The sequence below is a fragment of the Pseudomonas sp. B40(2017) genome (genome assembly GCF_002112855.1).
In the GTDB taxonomy this organism is placed as follows: domain Bacteria; phylum Pseudomonadota; class Gammaproteobacteria; order Pseudomonadales; family Pseudomonadaceae; genus Aquipseudomonas; species Aquipseudomonas pharyngis.
Window position 1 is genome coordinate 579,328 of record NZ_NEIT01000001.1, and the last position, 20,389, is coordinate 599,716.

The following is a 20,389-nucleotide window of genomic DNA, read 5'->3' on the forward strand; positions in this document are numbered from 1 at the left end:
ATGGCGTGCGGTCAATGGTTTTAACAGCCTGATTGCCGCGAAGGAAAATCCGCCATGCCCGATACTGCGCTCACCGAGGTATTGCCTTCGGATCTGCATTACGTCGATGACACCCAGCCGGGTATTAGCCGAAGAAAACTGCGCGGAAAATTCGCCTATTTCAATCCCGAAGGCCAGCGCATCACCGACCCTGACGAGATCAAGCGCATCAACTCGCTGGCCGTTCCGCCGGCCTACACCAACGTGTGGATCTGCGCCGACCCGTGCGGCCATCTGCAAGCCACCGGTCGCGATGCCCGTGGACGCAAGCAATATCGCTATCACGCTCGCTGGCGCGAAGTGCGCGACGCGGACAAGTATTCGCGCCTGCGCGAATTCGGGCTGGCGCTGCCCAAGTTACGCAAACAGCTGGAAGCGCTGCTGGCATCGCCCGGGTTCAGCCGCGACAAAGTCATGGCCACGGTCATCACGTTACTCGACGCCACCCTGATTCGCGTCGGCAATACGCAATATGCGCGGGACAATCGCTCTTACGGCCTGACCACCCTGCGCAGCCGGCATGTCGAGGTCAACGGCAGCGCGATCCTGTTCCAGTTTCGCGGCAAGAGCGGCATCGAGCATCAGATCACAGTGAAGGACCGGCGATTGGCGCGGATCATCAAGCGCTGCCTGGAAATACCAGGGCAGAACCTGTTTCAGTATCTGGATGAAAACGGCGAGCGACACAGCGTCAGCTCTTCCGACGTCAACACCTACCTGCAAACCCTGACCGGTGCGGATTTCACCGCCAAGGATTACCGGACCTGGGCCGGCAGCGCATTGGCGTTGGCGGTCCTGCGAGAGCTGCAATGGGAGTCCGAGGCCGAAGCCAAGCGGCATGTGGTCGAGATGGTGAAGGGTGTCGCCCGCCAGCTGGGCAACACGCCGGCGGTCTGTCGCAAATGCTACATCCACCCGGCGGTGGTGGAGCACTTCATGCTCGGCGCCTTGGCCGAATTGCCGAAGCCGCGCGTCCGCAAGGGGCTGCGCAAGGAAGAAGTCGCGCTGGCCCTGTTTCTCGAACGCATGGTAGAGAAGGCAACAGCGCCTTGAAGCCTTCGCCCATCTCGAATAGGCTACGCCCTCCCACCTCCTCAGGACGACCGCAGAAGTGAACAACTAAGCCTTCAAAAATGTAATCGCGACACGCCGCTCAAGGCGCCTGTCAGTGCTCACAACATTTTTTGGAGGTGCCGATGACTCACGTCTCGCGTACGCCTGCTCTCGTCTCCCTGAACCAGCTGGGTTTTCAGTTCGCCAATGGCGAGACGATTTTCACTGCACTCAACCTGTAATTCGATCACACCCCGACCGCCATCGTCGGGCGCAATGGCGTGGGTAAAAGCGTACTGGCGCGCCTGATCGCCGGACAATGGCAACCCACCACCGGTAGCGTGACGCGTTCCGTAACGACGACCTACGTGGCGCAAACCTTTATTGCCGCACCCGGCGAAACGGTCGCCGAGACCACCGGCAGCGCCGCAATTCTTCAGGCTCTGGATCGAATGAACAGGGGCTGCGGATCAGTCGAGGATTTCGACCTGATTGGCGAACAATGGGATCTGGCAGACCGTCTGCGTCGTTTGCTCGATGACGCCGGGCTGACCGAAGTCGCCTTCACCGACGAGACCGGAAACCTCAGTGGCGGCCAGCAAGCGCGCATCGCCCTGATTGGCGCGTTTTTGAGTCAGGCTCCGCTGCTGATCCTCGATGAGCCGACCAACCATCTGGATGCATCGGGACGGCAATGGCTGATGAATTCACTGGAGCGCTGGCACACCGGGTTGATCGTTGTCAGCCATGATCGGCAACTGCTCGACCGGATGCAGCGCATCTTCGAGTTGAGCGCGTCGGGGGCTGTCGAATTCGGTGGCAATTACTCGGCGTTTCGTGAGCATCAGCGAATTCATCAAGCAGCGGCGCAAGCACGTCTCGACCGCGCCAGAAGCGAACGCCAGCGCGAGCGGATTCGATTACGACGCGAGCACGACACGATACAGCGCCACGCTGCCAACTCCCGACGCAACGCCGAAACCGCCAACATTGCCAGTTTCGAATACGTGGCGATCAAGGGCGCCGCCCGCGAAATCATGGGGCATGTCCGTCAGGGTCATCAGGCCCGCAAGTCCGAGCTCGATGCCCAGGTACGCGAGGCTTATGCCAAGGTACAGCCCGAGGACGGCGTGCTGATCAACCTACCCGGGAGCGCCGTGCCCAACAACCGTCAGATCTGCACGCTGAGTGAAGCCCGATTGCCGTGGCTGCCGGGCGATGCACTGAATCTCGCGATCCATGGCCCGATGCGGATCGCTGTCAGCGGTCCCAACGGCTGCGGCAAATCAACCTTGCTGAAGGTGCTCGCCGGGGAACTCGCACCCATCAACGGAACCGCCACAACACACGTGCCCTTAGCATTCCTGGATCAGCAGTTGGCCCAACTGAGCGATCAGCGCTCCATCACCGAACAGCTGATGATGCAGGGAACTGCGCTGACCGAGGGCACTCTGCGCAGCTATCTCGCTCACTTGCAACTGGATGCGAGCCGCGCCACGAGCCCCTGCGCGTCGTTGAGCGGTGGCGAACGCCTGAAAGCGGCGTTGGCACTGGCCTTGTGGCGATCGGATCCTGCGCAGCTATTGTTGCTGGATGAGCCGACCAATCACCTGGATCTGCCTTCCGTGGAAGCATTCGAGCGGGCATTGCAGACATTTCCGGGCGCCATTGTCGCCGTTTCCCACGATCAGGATTTCCTTGAGGCGTTGAATCCGACCCACCACCTGCGCTGGCGGCAGTCAGGCTGGCAACTGCAACCGACGAACTGACTTGCCTATTTTTTGCACGATTGGTCAGGGCTTCTATAGTTGATCTGGTAGGAATCAGCTGCGGTGACGCCATGGAAGACATATTTGTCGTGAAGCGCTGCAACAAGATTGTCATCCACGGCCGGCGCGCCGGAGAAACGCTCCATGAGCCCGCCGAAGCCTTGGGCTGGTATCGCATCTGCGACACGCGAACCGGTGGTTTCATCGGCGATGGTTACGACCTGGAAGAAGACGCCCGCAAGGAATGTCATCGGCTCAACGCCGCCAGCTCGCAAGTGACCGCCCCCGAGTCGTCGGGCTGATAGCTGTCATTTACGGGTCTATACTCAAACCAGCTGAAGGAGCAGCGCCCCAACGGCAGAGAGCTCGCGCTTGGCGAGCTTTTTGCTGCTACCGAACGGATTAATGAACGGAGGTGCTCCATGTCCGAAAAAGAGTCCATCACCACTCTGCTTACCTTGCTCGAGGCTCGGGAGGCGCGTCTCGCGGCAGCTTGCAAAGAGATCGCCGACTGGGTCGATCATCAAGGCGGACACCCGACCGCTCTGCGCATCCGCGACCGGCTGAACGATATCGACAAGGACACTCCCCTCATTCGCAGTACCTTGTCGTCGCTCAAACCCAATGATCGGCCACTACCACGCTTCAGATAGCTCGTCGATTCGCCTGGGGCATGAAAGAACGCCCTTGGTCGTGAGAGGTCAAAACCTTTACACGTCACCAAGGAGACGTCCCATGGTCATTCATTTCAAAGTCGACGGGCATCTGGCCTGTGGGCACAAGGGCAACAACCTCTCCTCCAGCAGCGAACTCAATCGAGTGAAGTGCCGTAGTTGCCGCAATACCGATGCGTACAAGGATGCGCGCAAAAATCAGCGCAATGAGGCGCGGCGCGCGGCTCGCCAATCCTGGGCTGCACGCTCGGCGTCCGACTGGCGTTCCGAGTGGATCGAGCGGTTGACGGCTATGGCCGGGCTTCAGCGTTTGCCTAGAGGATTTAGCGGGCAGGCGTTTGTATGAGCACGAAAAAGGGCTTGCATGAGGTATGTCATGCAAGCCCTTGATATTCATGGTGCCCGAAGCCGGAATCGAACCGGCACGCCCTTACGAGCGGGGGATTTTAAGTCCGATAATTTTACCTTACAAATCAATAGTTTATATCTGATTTCGCTACGCAATCAGATGTAAACGACACCTTTGAAAGCCTTTATATTCAAGCACCGTAAAAATTTTGCGGTGCAGATTTTTGCGCTTCACTTCCCTCCTTTGGCGCCCAGCCAGCTCATAACCAACCACCACTGCTACGCTGGTTTCATCCACGGAGGAAACCAAAATGCCGAACTCTGATCTGCTCCCTTCCCTGCTCTACAAAATCAACGAAAACCAGCTCGCTCTTGAGGCAGCCATCATGGAGCTCACCCTCTGGGTTGAGAAACGTGGAGCTACGGAGGTCGGCGAGAATGTTCGTAGCTCCCTCACTGCGATCGACAGAAATGAAGAATTCATCAAGATGACCCTAGCGGTTTTGATGGCGCCGGATTGATTGCAGTCGATCAAAAGCGTCGCGCTGGACCGTACCAAGGCATAACGAGCTCGGCTTCGCGCCCCCACCATGTCAAGGTGACTACTCAAATCTTCAATTCTGGCCTGTCATGACCCTGGCAGTCTTTTGGAGACTCGTGGCGCGCTTTGTCACACCATCCATGCATTTATCCATTTCCGCCTGGGGAAGCCTCAAGCATGAATAGGCGTCCTGTTCAATGTCCTTGGACGCCGTAAAAAATGAATATCCCATTCCGACAACTCCTAGGGTGAAAATGAAATAAACCCCGTACAACGCTTTTGCCATCGCCAAAACTCCTCTTTTGGGTTTGATTTCTCGAGGCTATCGCAAAGAATGGCCAATTGCAGCCAAACTGATAGCACTTCCTTACTCCGGCGTTCTGCCAACCGAACACCATTTCAAAATCCTACAGCTCGTCGCCTCACCCTCGCCCGCCTGCCGCGCCTCGATTACTGTATATCCAAACAGTACACAGCAAGGCACTCCCGTGGATCCGCTCTATATAGAAGAAACCGACGACTGGCTCGGCTGTCCGACGCCGCTCGAAACCTGCCGGCATCAGCTCGCACTCTACGAAAATGAATTCGAGGAACTGAACCGTCAGCTCCGCGAAGAGCGGGAACGGATATTCAAGCTGGTCGAAATGCACGCCGAAGCCGTCAAGCAGCGGGACGGGTATATGGCGACACTGCGTGAAAAAGCGGCAGAGACGGCATTGCTCCGCCGAGAAATGTCCAGCCTTCGCACGTCGGCAAACGCGCACAAGAAGGAAGCGGCCACCCTTCGCGGAATGCTTGAAGGGCTGACGCCCCAGACGAAGACAAGCATCTAGCGGCTGGGAGCCAAATCCCTGACGTAGGCCTGGCACGCCTGCAAAGCAATCAATCCCCGATCACCTTCGTCGGTGATGGCGACAATTCGTTGAGCATGCGCTGGGTCAAGTTGGGCGCGTACGGTTGCATGATCCACGCCGCCGGGGCCGGCGGTGGCAGGCACTGAACAGCCATCGGCTGAACCCGCATCGAGGAGGACTGACAGCCGCAGATCAGAAGTGGCAAGGCGATCGCGCAGAAGAGCCTGGTCTTTTTGGGCATTGGTCATTTTCTCGGAGTGGGTTTTGTCACTGGCCGCCAGCCGCTGCTCGAGCGCCAGCCGCTTGTCCTGCTCGGCCTGCTGCGCGGTGGCGGCTGCCAGGGTCAGCTGATTCAGGGTTTCGGTGTGCAGCCTGGACTGCTCGGCCAGATGCCCTTCGTAGCGCCAGTCCTGAACCTGCCAAGCCAAGGCAGCGCCGGCGAGCGCCAGCACCACCGCGCCGACAACTCGCCACGGCACGACCATCACGGCACATCCTTGAAAAATACGTGGCCGCCCAGTTTCAAGGTCTGCTTGGCCTTCGCCGCCCAGCCGGGCGCCGTCCTCATGCTGCGCGCGTAGTAGTGCGTGGCGCCGCCGGTAGGATCCGACACCTTGCCGTCGATTACCTGGTCAGCCGCAATCCGACACTGCGCCAGCTCGCGGAAAGGGATCTCCCGCGCGCCACTCAGAAATGGATAGTTCGGGTCACCCTTGTTCCAGCAGCTGAACTGGTACGGCTTCTGGCACACGCCGGCATAGCCCTCCCCCCACCATGAATTGGTCTTGCCGTCGAACACGCGGTTGCGAATCGTCCAGGCCACGGCAATCTTTCCGGCCAGACTCTCGCCGCGCGCCTCGCCCCACAGGGTGCGAGCAAGGACGTCGCGGTCTTTCTCGGTTACAGGCATCACTTTTCTCCAGGCAAAAAAATACCCGCTCGACGGCGGGTTGACGTGGTTCAGCTGATTACGCCGGGCGGGATGGCCTGGCCGATGGTTCCGGGAATCCCGGCGCCCCGTCCTTCCATCCTCGGACGGCGATGCGGTACTCGCGCCATTGCTGAACCGTTCCGGGCATGGCCGATGGGTCGCCGTCCTCAAGCGCAATGATCTGATCGGTGATGAAAGCCACCTCGGCGGCGCGCCAAGCGTCCTCGCCCGCGATTTCGCTGAGTCGGTCCCAGTGCGCCTGCTCTTCGGGAGTCTGGCTTTCAGGCGGTTGTGGCGCCGGACTGGTGCTGAAAATCCCACCCTCTACCGAAACGAACAGGAAATTGCCGGCCTCGATGCTGGCCACGGCCTCGGCGTATTGTTCTTCGGTGATCTCGATGCCGCCCTCAATGGGTGCCGTGCTGATCTGGTTGGTTGCTGCGTATGGCATGTGAACCTCGATTAGAACCAGCGTCCGACGGACGAGAACCAGAACAGATAGCTCTGTGCTGTCGTCGAGCCAAGCGCAAGGTTTGGGGTCTCTGTCGCTGGAGATCGTCCCATGTTGATGAAAGCCCCCAAATACAGGTTGGTCGAAGATGTCAGCGACTGACGTGTTGCGTAGAGCTGGTTCCCAGTTGCGGATCCGCCAGTGAAAAACGCAAGGTCGCTGGACGACGATACGTTTCCTACAAATTCCGCCGGGCGGGCAATCGCTGGTGCAATAAATGCTCCGGGGCCCACCGCCACGTTCGCCTGCCGGGTGCCGTCAAAGGTCATCTGCCCATTGGCATACAGCGTTTTCCTGTCGCCGGTGGTTGTGTCGATGGAATAGCTCATCACGGCCCCGGTCGGCACACCCGCCGCTTGACTGACCGGACCCACAATATCCGCCACCGCCGCTGACTTGAGCCCGAGCCCAGTTCGGGCCGTGGCCTGTGTGGTGCCGCCCGTGCCGCCTTCGGCTACCGCGATTGCGCCGCCGATCGGCCGGGTAACGAACTGGCGCCAAGCCCCGAAACTCCCATTGTTCTGGACGCGGGTGTAACAGTTGTCGGTGAGCAGGCCAGTCGCAAACTGCTTGGAATATCCGGCGACCGCGTGGTTGATCACATCCAGATAAGCCGACTCCGGCACGTTGATGCCGCCACCGTTGAAAACGTAGCTGGCCGGCACCGGGAGTGCGTTTGCATCGACGCCTGCGGTTTGAACGATGTTCGCCCCACCGTTACGTCCGTAGTCGCCGACCTTCACCATGCGACCCGCCGTGGTGTCGAGACGGCTGGATGTTGGCACCAGCCCCAGAGCCGTTTGTGCAGCTGCCTGCGTTGTCGCTCCGGTGCCGCCTTTGCTGATCGGCAGGGTTTCATAGTTGCCGGTCGTGCCCAGCGCAGCGAGCTTCTGCCCCCACTGCAGACTGATATTTCTGAACTCGTCCGTCAGCGTCTTCGGGTAGCCCTGGACCGGCATGATCGCGTAAGCCGATCCGCTGACCGTGGGGCCCTTGTATGCCGGAATGATAGAAATCACTGTCGCACTGGCAACGTTGCCAATCTCATAGTTCAAGCCGTCCGGGCCGACAAATGCATCACCGCTGCGCGCGTTCGCGGCGAAATCCGCATTCGTTCCGACTACCGTTGTGGAGCCATTGGTAACGGCGACCGTCCCACCTCTCAGCCAAGGCATGGCGCCTCCTATTTTTTGGCAATAAAAAACCCGCAATCGGCGGGCTTGTGAATTTGCTGCAACGCTACAACGGGCGCATAGGCCGGGCAGCAAATGTGGTTCTTCCGTTTTTCGCGGTCCCGCCCTCCGTGCTTACCAGTGCCCCAACGTACCCATTGAGCGTTGTGCGCACTCCGGCGTGGAAGCCGCACGGGGTTTCGAGTGTGGTGTTGCCGTTGTAAATTTTTCCGCCGAGTAGCGTTGATGCAAGAAAGTAATCGTCATAGGACCCCGTCCACGGCATCTGGTAACCGCTCCAGTAGACGCCTGAAGCCTCCCCCCCTCGATTGTCGAGTGACCAGCCTTCGTTGATGGGAAAGCCGGTCATGACAAGGAGGTTGTCGGCGCCCACAAAGATTTGCTCGTTGGCCGCGTTTCGCAGCCGCAAGTCGTATTCGTTGGGCGGTGATGTTGAACGAAACGTCGCCACCAACCAGCGCCCGCTGCAGTCCGAACTGTTGAACGGTGCCATCAGGTGAAGCTTGAAATAAAACCCGGTCCAGTTACCCGGGCCGCCCATCTGTACCAGCGAGTGATACATCCCCTGATTCGTGGGATTGAGAAAAACATGTGGCGCTTCAATGGTGGTGATCGGCACCGGATACGTGATCACCGCCTGGGTGATTGTGACCGGAGCGCTGGCTGGCTTTCCGATGGTGTAACTACCGGATGCGGCCACATTGAGCACCCTGTTTTCACTGTCGACCTGAAAGAAGTTCAGCCCGTTGCGTGACCTGAATCCATAATCCATGCCCCCTCCTATTGGTAGGTCAGGATAAAAACGTTGAGTACCATTCCTTGCCCGCGCCGAACCCTCAGCTGCCCCACCGACCAGAATACGGCCGGCAAAGCAGCAAACTCATTTGTGGGGTCAGGGAGCGTCACACACACAAACGACTGTGCGGTGATCTCCGGCATGTTGATGAAGCTGGTGAGATCACTGGTGATGGGAGGCACAGTGATTTGTTTCGTCACGATCGACCGCACCGTCATGGTCGATGTCTCAAGCGTCACCACCCCGAATGCGTTTTTCGTCCGCGCACCGTAGTAGTCCATCAAGTCATCTTCCCGAGTGCAGCGCGCTCGATGTAGTTCAGGTCGTAGACGTAGATACCGTTGTTGTTGAGGAGCGTGTAGCCGGTGCTGGACTGGCCGCGCAACGTGAACGTCCCTGCTGGAATGTTGATTTCCAGTAACGGCAATCCTTGCGAATTGAGCGCAGCAGACCGCAGCGTCATGCCCAGCACCAGCTCCTTGATGAAGGCCTGGCTGATGATCGCCGTGTTCATGAACACTTGACCGCCCTGAACCACGAACGGCGCAATCATTTGCCCACTGACTTCGTCGAGAATGGCAAAGCGCTGGGCGAACGCGAGAATCTGAGACTCCTGCAATTCTCCGTCGACCCCAATCGCCAGCCCGGCCATCACTGTCCGCCCGCCGACCGTGGTCGAAGTCTTGATGGTGGTCAGTGCCGATACCTTGCCGTTGAGCCCGGCCACTACCGTGCTTGCCGTTTCAGCCTTGGCCGTTGCGTCGTTTGCTGTCGCTGTGACCGTTTCGATTCGCCGAGCCGTGGCTTCCTTGTCCGTGGCTACTGCCGATTCGAGTGTGGTGATGTTGGCCGCGTTTTGCCCGACCGCTGCATCAAGGGTGGTTATCCGGGTCGCCGATGCAAGGCTCTCCTCAGCCCTGACTTTGTCATTGGTGACAATGCTCGATTTGTTTTTCCACTCACTGAGCGCGTCTGCCATGTCTCCAGTGCCGTCGTCCGGCCGCCATGCCGCTTGGAGAGCCTGCATGGACGATGCGACTGCCGTGACTTTGCCGTCGATGTTGTCGATCTGTGCGGAGTGTTGTTGAACTTGCAAGGCCAGGGCGTTGGTGGTCTCGGCAATGCTACCCATGTCATACCAGAACTCCGCATTCGGCGGCGCAGTTCCTGCAGGTACGGCTTTCAGCGCCGAGAACAATCGGCCATCGAGCCGAACCACCTCGCCTTTCAGGTAAGACTTGCTCGGGTCGTAGACCATCGCGTCAGTGATTTCACCGATCAGCTCGGCGAGTTCTTGCTTCGCTTGCTCAAGTCGTTCATTGACCGAGCCCTCGCCGTCACCAGAGATCTTGCCGATCTCATTGAGCAACTGCTCACCAAGCGCCGACTCCTGAATTCTGCCGAGGAAATATTTTTCATACTCCGACTGATCAATGCTGACTTGGCCATTCACACCGTTGATCAGCGGAAACCAAGGGCCAACGTTGCCGATGCGGTCAATCAGCCGTCCCCAGAAAAACAGGCTGGTCCCAGGCACGATGTTTTGCATATCGTGATTCGACTGCGGGTAGGCAAAGTCTGCCAACTTCACTGCGGAGGCCAGATCATTGACCTTGTTGTTCCAGATCTCCGTGCGTTGGGTGTCCTCAGCACCAGGTGGAAAACCCCATTCCAGTCCAATCCCATAAATTTTGCTGGTGGCTTTGAGGTACGCCAGCGCCGGCGGCAACCCCTGCTTTCCGCTGAGGTTGGTCAGGATCGAGTTGCGCCAGATCGAAGTGATGTCGTACGCACTCACCGCGCGAACGCGGGCCACGTAGGCACCGGCGTAAATGCCGACCACTTCCACGTTGGTCATCCCGATGCGCTGCACCTTGATCCAGTTGCCGCTGTCCTTGCGCCACTCCACGTCATAGCCGACTGCGCCGTCCACGGCGGGCCAACTGATGGTCATGGTGGCCACGGCCAGCCCCTGCACCACCGACGACCTCGACGCCAGGGTGACGCTGGCCGGCGGCGGCACCACGGTGATCGGAATAACGCTGATCGGCCGCTCTTCCAGGCGTGCGCCGGTGTCGATGTGCGCAAACTTGCTCGGTTCGAACTGCAAGGCGCTGATTTCGTAGTCGCCCTCGGTCGTGCGCTTGGTTCGCAGGACGCGATACAGCGGGATGGCCAAGTCATCGGCATCGAGCGCCCATTGCAGCTGCACCACCGGCGGCTCGCTGTAGGCGACCGTTACAGTGACGGCGCGGCCATTGACGCTCTGCACGGTGCGACCTTCAGCACGCCCGCCGGGCAGGTTGATGATCAGCCGGTCACCGGCCTTGGCCTGGGTATCCCGATCAAGCGTGATGACGCGCCCCGCCACTGCCGAGATCCGTCCGCCAACTTCACGGCCCGCCAGCAACGAGTCCGCCACTGGGATGATGTGGCCGGGCAGCGGAATGACGCCCTCCATGCCGGTCTTGAACGACACGGTGCGATCCTGGTTGTTGCTGAGGATCGCCCACTTGCCACGGCGCTGCGCCTCGGAGGCGCGGGTGCAGCCAATCGCGCTGAGCTCGGTCGGCCGGTCGCCGTATCGGCGCTGTAGGTCCAGGTCGGCAAACGGAATGACGTCGGTGTCGTAGTTGTTGGCCGGGTTGTCGTAGCTGACCAGGGCCCGGGTGTACCGGGTCTTCGCCGATGCGCTGCCGTACGAGAACTTCCCGTCGATGACATTGGCCCGGGTGAACACGTAGTCGAAGTCCTGCGCGCGCGGCATGTCGGCCTGCATCACCAGCTGGCCCTGTGCCCAGTACGTCATGCCCCGGTAAATGGCCGAGATGTCGCGCAGCAGTGACCAGGCATCAGCCTTGCCCTGCAGGTTCATGTCGCAGAGGAAGCGCGGTTCCTGGCCGCCGAGCCCGTTCGGCACCAACTGGTCGCAATACTGGGCGATCCGGTACAGCTCCCATTTGTCGACCATGAACGGCTTGATGCGCTTGCCCAGCCCGAAACGCTCTTCGGTGCAGATACCGTAGGTGATCCACGCCGGGTTGTTGGTCCAAGCCGACTTCATCGAGCCATCCCACGTCCCGGTATAGGTGCGCAGGATCGGGTCGTAGTTGCTCGGCACCATCCAGCGCCGGGCCTTGCACTTCACGGTCACGGCCGGGATGTTGGTGAACTGCTCGGCGTCGAACTCGATATAGAGCAGCGCGGTGTTCGGGTAGCGCAGCTTGGCGTCGATCACCTCGGTGTAACCGGCAACCAGCATGGTGTCGGCGATCTTGTTGCTGTTCTGGTTCGGCGTCAGGCGGCGCACGCGGATCTGCCAGCCCGTGGTGGCGTCCGGCAGATCGATTCGGCGCGAGCGCTCGTAGCGCGTGGTGGTCTTGCCGTCGACCGCGTCCACCAGCACCTGCTGATACGCGCCGCCATCAGTGGCCACGTCGATAGCGTATTCGATCCGGTAGCCACCAATGTTGCCCTGATCGTCAGAGCGCTGAAGCGCGGGCCAGGCCAGACGCAAGCGCACGGCCGACAACTGGGTGTTGGTGATCGAGCGCACCCACGGCGCATCACTGCGCAGCTCGATGTTCAGTGACGTCTCGTTTTCAACGGACGGAATGCCCGGGATGTAGGTCTGATCCACAGAGCCCGGGCGCCAGTCCCATTTCACGTTCGGGAAGTTGTAATTGCCGCTGGCATCGCGTATCGGCGTGTTGTCCAAGTAGATGTCGTATTCAGTCGGTACGGCGTCGAACTCACCCTCGCCCACGGCGATCAGCAGCTTTGCCAGGTTGGTCGAGCGCAGGCTGTCGCTGGCTTCGACCGGTGATTTCGGTTTGCTGCTGCCGCCCTTCTCGCCGAAGATTTCCTTTTGTGCTGCTGCGCCCATGCTTTCCTCCAGGCATAAAAAAACCGCCTCACGGGCGGTTTCATTAAAAAATACGTCTAATGCGGTGCTTCCTTGGCGAGCGAATCTTCTAGATCCTTGATCTGGCTTGGAAGCACATACAGATAAGAAATCAAATATTTCAGCAGCTCAACCATCTGCTGCGCCATTAATTCCGTTGGTTCGTTTTCTTCGTCAAAGTGAGCACCAAGATTGCCACCGTCACGGATTGCATGAGCCAAGGTGGACAGAGGAGCTGCCAAATTATGTTGCTCCATCGCTTGTTTTATCAGCGCCGCCAAGCTTCCCTTTCTGCTCCCTTCCGGGAGTAGGTATTTAAAAATACCCTCCAATGTCCTACGAGCCATGACAGCTGTAGCTGGATAATTTTTGGTCATAAATGAAGTGGATGTGGACTCAAAAGATTTCCTTATCGCAACAGGTACGGACTCAGGGAAATCGGTAACAAGCGATGAAGGGCGCGATCTTGGATACATGAACACTTCGGCAGGGTTGCCATCGCTAATTTCCGATGCGGAAGACCTGATGGCCCAGAAGGAGACAAACTCGCTGCAAGATGGGCACGAAGAACGTAATCCGATGCTGCAAGTTGCAGAGTCATGATAAGCAATGGCAGTTGTATAAACTACCAAGTCTCCACAGCATGGGCACATTTGACTAATGGACTTCGGATACCTGCTGCTCCCGGTTGTTCCCCACTGTCGAACCATCTCAAACGAAATGCTTTCCATAGAATCCTTCACCACCTGTACGCTGATACTTGAGGATGTCATGTCTTATCTTCAGCGTAAATCGATGCAGAGATGATCATCCCGCCCCACTGACGCTCGCCGATGCAGATCGGTACCGGATTGCCGCTGGCCGTGGTGTTCTTCGCGCTGCCGAAGGCGTAGGACGGGGCGTTTTCTGGGGATGCGCTTTGCTTCAGGCCTGAGGCTTGGGGGCTTAGCATCTGGATCACGCCGCCGGCGACAAGGCCGATACCGGCGCCAATCAGTGGCGCACCAAATGGCGTGGTCGAAAGAAACGTGCCTGCCACGATCAGAACCGCGCCGACGATGGTTTGAATTAATCCAGCCTTCTTGCTTCCGTGGATGACCGGCACGATTCGAATATCGGCCGCACCTCCCAAGCCAAACTCCGCTTCGCCAACGTTCTTTCGATTGCGAAACACGGCGAAGCGCATACCCAGCCGGTCAAGACGCTGTATCTCCTCTTTGAAACCTTCGAGTGTCGCCTTCAGCGCTCGGAACGCCTCCCATGCTTGGCCCGAGTCCAAGACTCGACGATGAACCCTGCCAAACTTGGCCGCCAAAGACCCGGATAATTTGATCGTGGTGATCGGCTGATAGTGAGCAACAGTCGACTGCATGACTTTCTCCAGACATAAAAAAACCGCCCGAAGGCGGCTGATTGCAAATTCACTTACTGGTAATCGACGTAAGGGCCGATGAAAAAGCCGCTCATATCGCCACTGATACGGTAGAGGCTTTCTTTGCCACTTTGCACATTGGCAGAGATCGTGCGGATAGCCGCCCCGCCACAGAGTCCAGAGCCGGCGAGACCTGCCCCGATACTTGGGTTGCCCGTAGGCAGGTAAAAGGAAGCGCGCTGTCCGGTTCCAATCTTTGCCGCCTTCCGGCCATCAACGTACACCACGATGTCACAGCCAGATCCAACCATTCCGGAATCTCTGACAACAGTGATCTTGCCGCTTTCCCCGGCTGGCTTGGCTTGAAAAGCGTACAACTCATCTCGCGGTACCGGCTTCGCATCTATTACCGAAATCGCCGTCGAGGCACATCCCGTCTGCATTACCACTGCCATTCCAGCTATAAAAATTCGCATATGCAGTCTCTCCGCTCACCAGAGCGCCCGCTAGTTACGATATCCAAGTGTCGACAACTCTGATCTCGTTTCGCCAATTTTCTTAAACAGGACTCGTGATTCAATAACGTCATCTTGTGACATGGCTCCGGCCAATTGGAGCCCAAAAAGAATTCCGTTCAACTTGGCTACGGCCGAATCAGATGTTGCTCTGGGGCCCAGCATTCCAAACAGATTGATCAGATCGGTACGAGCATCATTATCAAGCCTTTCTCCCAGTGCCCTGTTGAATACATCTAGCACCGCCTTGATGTCGTGATTGAATTTAACAAGCATGGCGTCTATCGCTTTTTGTCGCCCGATCTTACCGGAGGGAGCCTCTGTGCCCTCTTTGTAAATATCATACTGACCGCCGTCGGGAAAAATTGCTAATAGACCTTGGATGAGGATTTTTCCGTTGAGATGTCTTAAATCCTCCCCTCCTGGAGCACTCGAAAGGTAAAGCTCTCCCTCGTATTTCGGGCCGACCCCTCTTACGCCTACATACCCCCCTGTGCCACGCGGTCCAGAGCCGGGATAAACATATCCATCTATGATTCTAATTTTTTCAAGTAATGGATTGTCCACTCTGTAGTGCACGCCTAGTTGCATCTTCTCGCGCATCGGCTTTTTTCCTTCGTCCATGGCTGAATCAATGTAAATATTGAGCGGGGGAAAGCTTGAACGAGGACTCAATTCGAAGCAACTTTTCCGCGCGCAGTCGAGTGTCTTAATATGAATCTGACGCGCTGTGCCCAAGGTCCACCGTATACAATGACCTCCGAAGGCCTGCCATACAGGTGGTGCAGCAGAAACGGCCCGGAGCCGAATGTCGCGGCATCCTCGCCAGGTAGCGAAGGATCGGCGCCGAGAAAGATACCGGCGTGGTTCGGGTACACGGTTCGCCCCACCTCCATCACGATCATGTCGCCGCGCTGCGGCTGGTCGACCCGATAGAAGCCGGCGGCCTCGTAGTTCGCCTCGTACAGGCTGGTGTTTTCCTTGCTTTCCCACCAGCCGTCGGCGCGTTTGAAGGCTTCGAACTCCAACCCCCATTCGCGCTTGTACCAGTCTGCACAGACTTGCCAGCAGTCCCAGGCACCGTGGACGAATGCCCGCTTTAGCAGTGGCACCTCACCGGAAGGCATCACGGTGCGCAGGTCGCCCTCGGGCCAGCTCAGGATGTGCCAGGGCAACGCGGTCGCTTCGCACATGGCCAGGTCGCGCGGTGACGGTCGGCTGGTGGCGTCCGGATGCGAGTGCACCACGCCGATAACCTCGCCGATGTCCTCCGCCGCCGCGTATTCCTCCGGATCGATTCGGAACTCTTCGTTCGGCTCGCTCGAGACGTTGCGGCACGGGTAGTACTGCTGTTTGCGGCCGACGCCCAGCAGCAGCCCGCAGCACTCTTTCGGGTACTCGGCCGCCGCGTGCGCTTGGATCGCGTTCAAAATGTGTTTGCGCATGTCAGCTCCGTGCGATCAGCGAAACGGCCGGGAAGCCACCAAAGGGCAGCTGGTTGCCCTCGCCGAAGCGTGGGATGCATCCCTTGCCCAGCGTGGCGTCGCACTCGTCAAGTTCAGGGTTGTCAGTAACGATGCCGTCCTTGGTCACGTACGGGCCGGTGTAGCCGCAGTTCGGCCCTCGGTAACCTCCGGTGAGGCACCAGTGGCACAGCGTCGTAGCCTGCCGGCCTATTGACTCGTTACCGACGTCGCCAGGGCTGGCCAACTCCCAGCTCACCGTCTCCCCGTCCTCGTTCGTTTTCTGGTCGATGTACCAGACCTCGATCGTCTCCTGGGTTGGATCTGCCGTTGGGTTACCCGCCGGGAAGTTCGCCGCGTCCAGGTACGTGCCCAGCGTGTGGCGCATCGTCAGTTTGAACTCGAGCAGATCCTCGAACGCCAGACAGAGCGCAGTGATGCGACCGTTGACGTTGCCGACCGACAGGGTTGGCCGCACTGCCGTGCCGTCGCCGTTCGCCTCAATGCCGTCGATCTGCATCGGCCAGGCGCTGTACTCGTTGCCCTGCCAGTAGATCGCTTTCGCCGGCAGCTGGTCCGCGTCGTCGCCGGCGGCGACCAACTCGGCCGCCGTGTGCGGTATCGCGTGCCCGTGGAAGCGCAGAACATCCGCGCCGTAGTCCGTGCCGTCCAATTCGAAGAGCAGCACTTCGCTGCCAGGCTCAAGCACCTGGATGTCACTGATCAGCGGCATGATTGCCCCTTATGGTTGGAATGCCCGCTCGAACGTGGCGGTGAGTTTGAAGACGCCGCCGCCCACCGGAGTTGGAGCGGGATTTTTGCAGGTGAACAGACCGAGTTCGCCGAGCGGCGTTGTCCAGAGAAACGCCCTCGCACCAGCGTGCCGGTCGAGGAACTTCATGATCTCCAACACCTTGGCCTTTTGACCTACACAGGTAACCGGATACGAGTCCTCCTTGTTGTTCGGTCCGTCCCCGACGTTTTGCACGTAGCCGTTGCCAAACTTCGAGGTGCGCACCCGATAAGTAATATCGGGTGTTTCCCCGCGCTCGGTTGGCCAGGTGAATTTCTCGATGGCCATCAGGACCTCCCATTTGCGCGTCGGAAGCTGGCTCCACCAGGCTGCCAAGAGTCGGCCACGACTCTTTCCGCCACGGCTCGCATCTGTGTTTGAAGGTTTTTCGAAAGGGCTTGCTGGTCGATCTGCATTCCTTCGGAGCCTCGATCCTGGGTCACCACCGTGACCGGTGCGCTGATGCTGATCGCAGTCCCGGAACCACCGCCGGCGGCGAGAACACCCAGCTTGCCGCTGGAAGTCCGGGTGAGCGGCATAATCGCCTCAGGCCCCGCTTCACCCATGACACCGGGTCGGCCGCCGGCCATCCCGAAGGCGGTTGGCGTACTGACGATGCTGTTGGTGAAGGCACCGCCGTTGGCGAACATCTGCACGCCTGACGACCAGGCACCGCCGAGCGCCTGCGGGAAGTAGCTGCTGGAATAACCCGCCGAGGACGCCCCGAGATTCGACGACGTCGCACCTGCTGATCCAGCCGCCAGCCCATTCCCGCCACCACCGCCCGTGAAGTAACTGGTGGCCGCGCCGACGAGACTGCTCAGCAATGCCGAGCTGGCCTGCCGGGTCGCGATCCGCGCCATATCCGCGAGAATCGACTTGGTGAAGTCAGCAAACGACAGCTTCCCGGTCATGGCGAAGTTGACGACTGCGTCTTCCATCGAGCTGAAGGCGTTACCGAACAGGGTTTTCGTCTGGCCGGCAATGTTGCTCGCCGAATCCAGGTAATTGGCCCAGGCCGATGTCGCGCCCTTAGTCCAATCTCCCTGCGCCGCCTCCACATCCGCGTAGTTCTGGCGGATCTGGTCGGTGGCGGCCTTGTTTGCATCGGCGAGAGCCTGCGACTTACGGCTGAACTCCTCCTCGGACATATTCCGCGACGGGTCAGATTTCTGGTTTGCCAGCTCCAGAGATTGCTGTGCGAACCGGTCTTGCTGGCTATTCAGCTCGTTATTGAGTGCGTTCTGGCGATCACCCTGGCCGACGCCGAGAACGGCGCGCTGTCCTGCCAGCTCCAGCGCTCGCTGCTGCTGAGCCAGTGCCTGAACGTAGGTCGTGATCGACCGCTCTTGTCGAGCAAGGCGACCGGTCTCGTTCGTAGCCAGAACCTCAAGTTGGCTGTCCGCCTCTTTCTGCGCCTTGACCAACCCGGCTTGCGCATCGGCGATCTTCTGGTCGAGCTGAATGCTTTGCGCAGCAGAAGTGGTCTTTTTCGCCTTGGCGGCTTCCAGTGCGGCGATTTCAGCCTCGTAGGCTGCGGTCACCTCGTCGCGCTCGTTGCCAATCAGGGCTTCACGCTTCAGGGCATAGTCGGCCTGCGAAACGAGCCCTGCCTTCTGCGCTGCGTCCAGTTCCTTCTGGGCGTTTTTGTACTCCTCGCTGATGGCCGCCAGGTTGTTTTTGGCGTTGTTGAAGCCGGTCAGATCGACCTGAGTGCCAGCCGCCTTTGCATCCTTGAACTGGTCGTTGATGTTCGCCAGGTTCTTGTCGATCGCTGCCTGATTCAGGCGCGGGTCGTTGGGTGCGACCTTGCGGATCTCTTCGAGCTGCCGCTTGTACTCCTTGATCGCTTCGGTGCGCTTCTTCTCATTCGTCCACGCAGATTTGGTCAAGGAGTCGACCTTTCCCATGGCGGTAACGGCATCCTGCTGAGCCTTCGCTTGCTCGCCTTCCCATTTGGCTATGTCAGCCTCTGCGGCCTTTTGGTCCTCCAGCATGTTCAGGCGGTTGCGCCGGAACTCGATGAGGGCATCCTTCGACTTTTGGCTTTGAAACAAGCCGTCCATGGATTCGGCTTCGCGGAGATCGTTCTGTGCGGTCTCGATCTCTGCATTGATGTCGCGACGGCCGATGTTCTTCAGTCCATCAGCGGCGCGGGCTACGGCGTTGTAACCCTTTTCCCAGAAGCTCAAGTTCTCCAGGATCTTCGGGGTGCGTTGATTGATTGCATCCGCGAACGATTCGGTCGCCAGCTTCACCGCGCCGGCGTGGTCGCCCTGCTTCTCCAGTGCGGCGATCTGCGAGTAAACAGACGCGGTCAGGTAGTGGTATTGCTCGTTCAGCGCGGCGGACGCCTTGACTGGGTCCTCGGCGAGCTTGGCGAACTCAGCCACCGTCTCACTGACGGCCTTGCCTGTTGCTTCCTGCATCGACACGGCAGCTTGGGTGATGCCCGTGAAGCTTTCACCGGCAATTTTCCCGTTACCCGCAAGCAGCGCCAAAACCTCGGCCGCTTGTCCGGTGGTGCCGACCGTAGCGCTAACCTGCCGCGCCATATCGCCCAATTGCCCAGCACTCACGCCAGCGTAGTTGCCGGTAAGGATCAGCGATTTGTTGTAGCTGTCCTGCTCCTCGCTGCCTTTGTAGAAGGCATAGGCAAGGCCGCCAACAGCAGCAGTGGCCAGCGCCAGCGGGCCGAGAATGGCCAGCAGACCGGCAGCGCCCTCACCGGCTCCGGCCCCCAACTGAGCAACCGCACGAACACCACTACCCCAGTCGCCAGACGACAGCGCATTTCCCAGCTGTACGACGTTTTCCTGTGCCTGACGGGTGCCGAGGCGCAGCTTGTCGAAACCGGTGGTGGTTTTGTTGAGCTTGTCGTAGTCCTTGTCGATCTTGCTCAGGGCAGAGTTGTAGTCTTCCTGACTGATTCGCCCCTCATCCAGGTGTTTGCCCAGTTGCTCGACCTGAGAATCCAGTTTCGCCAGCGCGGCGCGGGCCGGGTCAATGGCGCCCAGCAGGCTATTGAGCGCCTTCTGCTCATCCATGGTCGACTTGGCGAGAGCGACCTGCTGCTTGTCGAGCTGTGCAGAGATCTTCGCGGCTTCGGCCTCGCCATAGGCTCCGGTTTTGGTCAGTTTCGCGAGCGCATCGCGCTGTTTCGCGAGATCCTGCGTGGTCTTGGCACTGGTTGAAAGCGACTTCTCCAGCGCCTGCATTTCGTTCATCAGCGAAACGGCGGACTGCTCGGCCCGGCCACCAGCTTTCGCCATATCATCCAGGCTGGTTTTTGCCTCGATTGCATCGGCCGAGTCGATCTTGATGCCGAGTTCGGAAATGTTCATCGACTCACCTTGAATAAGTGCCCGTTCTTACGGGCTGTTTTCCCTTTCCTCCGCCATGACGCGCAGGGCTTCGCCTTCCAGCACCTGCAGGTCAGGAAAGATTTCAGCGAGATTCTTTTTCTTGATGCCGAGGAAGCCGGCAACGTCGCGGATGCAGTTGTAATCCAGGCCGATGGCGCCCCCGGCGCCGACCCGCCACTGCGTGGACATTCGTTTGAACAGCAGGAAGACCGGCCAGTTGCATGGCCAAACCTCTACATCGTCACCCTCCATATCGGCAGCCGTCAGC

General features: G+C 59.1%; 23 protein-coding genes and 1 pseudogene. 7 read left to right on the top strand and 17 right to left on the bottom strand.

The window, feature by feature from the left end; genetic code table 11:
* The first annotated feature begins 54 nt into the window (after positions 1 to 54).
* The 6 genes and pseudogenes from CAF76_RS02560 to CAF76_RS02585 all read left to right on the top strand — a co-directional run bounded on the left by CAF76_RS02560 (position 55) and on the right by CAF76_RS02585 (position 4,404).
* The gene (locus CAF76_RS02560; protein WP_064596961.1) at positions 55 to 1,092 is read left to right on the top strand and encodes a DNA topoisomerase IB; all 1,038 of its coding nucleotides are present in this window, start codon (positions 55 to 57) and stop codon (positions 1,090 to 1,092) included.
* Between the two features lie 143 nt (positions 1,093 to 1,235).
* Positions 1,236 to 2,861 (top strand): annotated as a pseudogene (locus tag CAF76_RS02565) (ABC-F family ATP-binding cassette domain-containing protein).
* Positions 2,862 to 2,932: 71 nt separating this feature from the next.
* Positions 2,933 to 3,163 (top strand): hypothetical protein, encoded by a 231-nt coding sequence (locus CAF76_RS02570; RefSeq protein ID WP_085646701.1) that lies wholly within the window; start codon positions 2,933 to 2,935, stop codon positions 3,161 to 3,163.
* 120 nt (positions 3,164 to 3,283) lie between these two features.
* The gene (locus CAF76_RS02575; protein WP_064596967.1) at positions 3,284 to 3,514 is read left to right on the top strand and encodes a hypothetical protein; all 231 of its coding nucleotides are present in this window, start codon (positions 3,284 to 3,286) and stop codon (positions 3,512 to 3,514) included.
* Positions 3,515 to 3,596: 82 nt separating this feature from the next.
* Positions 3,597 to 3,881 carry a hypothetical protein gene (locus tag CAF76_RS02580; protein ID WP_039768769.1) on the top strand — a complete coding sequence of 95 codons (285 nt, stop codon included), beginning with the start codon at positions 3,597 to 3,599 and terminating at the stop codon, positions 3,879 to 3,881.
* Positions 3,882 to 4,194: 313 nt separating this feature from the next.
* Complete coding sequence (locus tag CAF76_RS02585) at positions 4,195 to 4,404, top strand: hypothetical protein (RefSeq protein WP_085646702.1); 210 nt, start codon at positions 4,195 to 4,197, stop codon at positions 4,402 to 4,404.
* A 93-nt stretch (positions 4,405 to 4,497) separates the two neighbouring features.
* Here CAF76_RS02585 and CAF76_RS02590 read toward each other — a convergent pair whose 3' ends face one another.
* Positions 4,498 to 4,710, bottom strand: a complete 213-nt coding sequence (locus CAF76_RS02590) for a hypothetical protein (RefSeq protein ID WP_085646703.1) — start codon at positions 4,708 to 4,710, stop codon at positions 4,498 to 4,500.
* A gap of 202 nt (positions 4,711 to 4,912) precedes the next feature.
* Between CAF76_RS02590 and CAF76_RS02595 the strand changes: the two genes are divergently transcribed.
* Positions 4,913 to 5,257 (top strand): hypothetical protein, encoded by a 345-nt coding sequence (locus CAF76_RS02595; RefSeq protein WP_085646704.1) that lies wholly within the window; start codon positions 4,913 to 4,915, stop codon positions 5,255 to 5,257.
* A gap of 49 nt (positions 5,258 to 5,306) precedes the next feature.
* Here the strand turns inward: CAF76_RS02595 and CAF76_RS28990 are convergent, their stop codons facing one another.
* From CAF76_RS28990 to CAF76_RS02675, 16 genes are all read right to left on the bottom strand, one after another.
* Entirely contained in the window at positions 5,307 to 5,519 is a 213-nt protein-coding gene (locus tag CAF76_RS28990) for a lysis system o-spanin lipoprotein Rz1 (protein WP_371857879.1), read from the bottom strand.
* A gap of 243 nt (positions 5,520 to 5,762) precedes the next feature.
* On the bottom strand, positions 5,763 to 6,188 hold the full coding sequence (locus CAF76_RS02605; protein ID WP_085646706.1) for a cell wall hydrolase: 426 nt from the start codon (positions 6,186 to 6,188) through the stop codon (positions 5,763 to 5,765).
* A gap of 58 nt (positions 6,189 to 6,246) precedes the next feature.
* Positions 6,247 to 6,660 (bottom strand): hypothetical protein, encoded by a 414-nt coding sequence (locus CAF76_RS02610; RefSeq protein ID WP_085646707.1) that lies wholly within the window; start codon positions 6,658 to 6,660, stop codon positions 6,247 to 6,249.
* Positions 6,661 to 6,671: 11 nt separating this feature from the next.
* Positions 6,672 to 7,895 carry a pyocin knob domain-containing protein gene (locus CAF76_RS02615; protein WP_085646708.1) on the bottom strand — a complete coding sequence of 408 codons (1,224 nt, stop codon included), beginning with the start codon at positions 7,893 to 7,895 and terminating at the stop codon, positions 6,672 to 6,674.
* A 64-nt stretch (positions 7,896 to 7,959) separates the two neighbouring features.
* Positions 7,960 to 8,685, bottom strand: coding sequence for a hypothetical protein (locus tag CAF76_RS02620; protein ID WP_085646709.1), 726 nt, complete (start codon positions 8,683 to 8,685; stop codon positions 7,960 to 7,962).
* A gap of 8 nt (positions 8,686 to 8,693) precedes the next feature.
* Positions 8,694 to 8,990: a hypothetical protein gene (locus CAF76_RS02625; RefSeq protein ID WP_085646710.1), complete on the bottom strand. Its 297-nt coding sequence runs from the start codon at positions 8,988 to 8,990 to the stop codon at positions 8,694 to 8,696.
* Positions 8,990 to 12,595 (bottom strand): host specificity protein J, encoded by a 3,606-nt coding sequence (locus CAF76_RS02630; protein ID WP_085646711.1) that lies wholly within the window; start codon positions 12,593 to 12,595, stop codon positions 8,990 to 8,992. The genes CAF76_RS02625 and CAF76_RS02630 overlap by 1 nt, the downstream gene beginning before the upstream one ends.
* A 56-nt stretch (positions 12,596 to 12,651) precedes the next feature.
* Positions 12,652 to 13,386, bottom strand: a complete 735-nt coding sequence (locus CAF76_RS02635; protein WP_085646712.1) for a DUF4145 domain-containing protein — start codon at positions 13,384 to 13,386, stop codon at positions 12,652 to 12,654.
* Positions 13,383 to 13,985, bottom strand: coding sequence for a tail assembly protein (locus CAF76_RS02640; protein ID WP_085646713.1), 603 nt, complete (start codon positions 13,983 to 13,985; stop codon positions 13,383 to 13,385). The genes CAF76_RS02635 and CAF76_RS02640 overlap by 4 nt, the downstream gene beginning before the upstream one ends.
* A 53-nt stretch (positions 13,986 to 14,038) precedes the next feature.
* Entirely contained in the window at positions 14,039 to 14,461 is a 423-nt protein-coding gene (locus CAF76_RS02645) for a hypothetical protein (RefSeq protein WP_085646714.1), read from the bottom strand.
* A 30-nt stretch (positions 14,462 to 14,491) separates the two neighbouring features.
* Positions 14,492 to 15,124 (bottom strand): hypothetical protein, encoded by a 633-nt coding sequence (locus tag CAF76_RS02650; RefSeq protein ID WP_143491797.1) that lies wholly within the window; start codon positions 15,122 to 15,124, stop codon positions 14,492 to 14,494.
* A gap of 47 nt (positions 15,125 to 15,171) precedes the next feature.
* Positions 15,172 to 15,945, bottom strand: a complete 774-nt coding sequence (locus CAF76_RS02655; protein ID WP_085646716.1) for a C40 family peptidase — start codon at positions 15,943 to 15,945, stop codon at positions 15,172 to 15,174.
* 1 nt (position 15,946) lies between these two features.
* Entirely contained in the window at positions 15,947 to 16,696 is a 750-nt protein-coding gene (locus CAF76_RS02660) for a phage minor tail protein L (protein ID WP_085646717.1), read from the bottom strand.
* 9 nt (positions 16,697 to 16,705) lie between these two features.
* Positions 16,706 to 17,044 carry a phage tail protein gene (locus CAF76_RS02665; protein ID WP_085646718.1) on the bottom strand — a complete coding sequence of 113 codons (339 nt, stop codon included), beginning with the start codon at positions 17,042 to 17,044 and terminating at the stop codon, positions 16,706 to 16,708.
* Positions 17,044 to 20,100, bottom strand: coding sequence for a phage tail tape measure protein (locus tag CAF76_RS02670; protein ID WP_085646719.1), 3,057 nt, complete (start codon positions 20,098 to 20,100; stop codon positions 17,044 to 17,046). The genes CAF76_RS02665 and CAF76_RS02670 overlap by 1 nt, the downstream gene beginning before the upstream one ends.
* A gap of 27 nt (positions 20,101 to 20,127) precedes the next feature.
* Positions 20,128 to 20,373, bottom strand: coding sequence for a DUF1799 domain-containing protein (locus CAF76_RS02675; protein WP_371857883.1), 246 nt, complete (start codon positions 20,371 to 20,373; stop codon positions 20,128 to 20,130).
* Between the last annotated feature and the right edge of the window lie 16 nt (positions 20,374 to 20,389).

Coding starts and splice junctions, on each gene's coding strand:
- CAF76_RS02675 (WP_371857883.1), bottom strand. CDS start 20,373: ATGGAGGGTGACGATGTAGAGGTTTGGCCATGCAACTGGCCGGTCTTC.
- CAF76_RS02580 (WP_039768769.1), top strand. CDS start 3,597: ATGGTCATTCATTTCAAAGTCGACGGGCATCTGGCCTGTGGGCACAAG.
- CAF76_RS02670 (WP_085646719.1), bottom strand. CDS start 20,100: ATGAACATTTCCGAACTCGGCATCAAGATCGACTCGGCCGATGCAATC.
- CAF76_RS02665 (WP_085646718.1), bottom strand. CDS start 17,044: ATGGCCATCGAGAAATTCACCTGGCCAACCGAGCGCGGGGAAACACCC.
- CAF76_RS02575 (WP_064596967.1), top strand. CDS start 3,284: ATGTCCGAAAAAGAGTCCATCACCACTCTGCTTACCTTGCTCGAGGCT.
- CAF76_RS28990 (WP_371857879.1), bottom strand. CDS start 5,519: ATGCCCAAAAAGACCAGGCTCTTCTGCGCGATCGCCTTGCCACTTCTG.
- CAF76_RS02605 (WP_085646706.1), bottom strand. CDS start 6,188: ATGCCTGTAACCGAGAAAGACCGCGACGTCCTTGCTCGCACCCTGTGG.
- CAF76_RS02645 (WP_085646714.1), bottom strand. CDS start 14,461: ATGCGAATTTTTATAGCTGGAATGGCAGTGGTAATGCAGACGGGATGT.
- CAF76_RS02585 (WP_085646702.1), top strand. CDS start 4,195: ATGCCGAACTCTGATCTGCTCCCTTCCCTGCTCTACAAAATCAACGAA.
- CAF76_RS02655 (WP_085646716.1), bottom strand. CDS start 15,945: ATGCGCAAACACATTTTGAACGCGATCCAAGCGCACGCGGCGGCCGAG.
- CAF76_RS02635 (WP_085646712.1), bottom strand. CDS start 13,386: ATGACATCCTCAAGTATCAGCGTACAGGTGGTGAAGGATTCTATGGAA.
- CAF76_RS02630 (WP_085646711.1), bottom strand. CDS start 12,595: ATGGGCGCAGCAGCACAAAAGGAAATCTTCGGCGAGAAGGGCGGCAGC.
- CAF76_RS02615 (WP_085646708.1), bottom strand. CDS start 7,895: ATGCCTTGGCTGAGAGGTGGGACGGTCGCCGTTACCAATGGCTCCACA.
- CAF76_RS02610 (WP_085646707.1), bottom strand. CDS start 6,660: ATGCCATACGCAGCAACCAACCAGATCAGCACGGCACCCATTGAGGGC.
- CAF76_RS02620 (WP_085646709.1), bottom strand. CDS start 8,685: ATGGATTATGGATTCAGGTCACGCAACGGGCTGAACTTCTTTCAGGTC.
- CAF76_RS02560 (WP_064596961.1), top strand. CDS start 55: ATGCCCGATACTGCGCTCACCGAGGTATTGCCTTCGGATCTGCATTAC.
- CAF76_RS02650 (WP_143491797.1), bottom strand. CDS start 15,124: ATGGACGAAGGAAAAAAGCCGATGCGCGAGAAGATGCAACTAGGCGTG.
- CAF76_RS02590 (WP_085646703.1), bottom strand. CDS start 4,710: ATGGCAAAAGCGTTGTACGGGGTTTATTTCATTTTCACCCTAGGAGTT.
- CAF76_RS02625 (WP_085646710.1), bottom strand. CDS start 8,990: ATGGACTACTACGGTGCGCGGACGAAAAACGCATTCGGGGTGGTGACG.
- CAF76_RS02640 (WP_085646713.1), bottom strand. CDS start 13,985: ATGCAGTCGACTGTTGCTCACTATCAGCCGATCACCACGATCAAATTA.
- CAF76_RS02570 (WP_085646701.1), top strand. CDS start 2,933: ATGGAAGACATATTTGTCGTGAAGCGCTGCAACAAGATTGTCATCCAC.
- CAF76_RS02660 (WP_085646717.1), bottom strand. CDS start 16,696: ATGCCGCTGATCAGTGACATCCAGGTGCTTGAGCCTGGCAGCGAAGTG.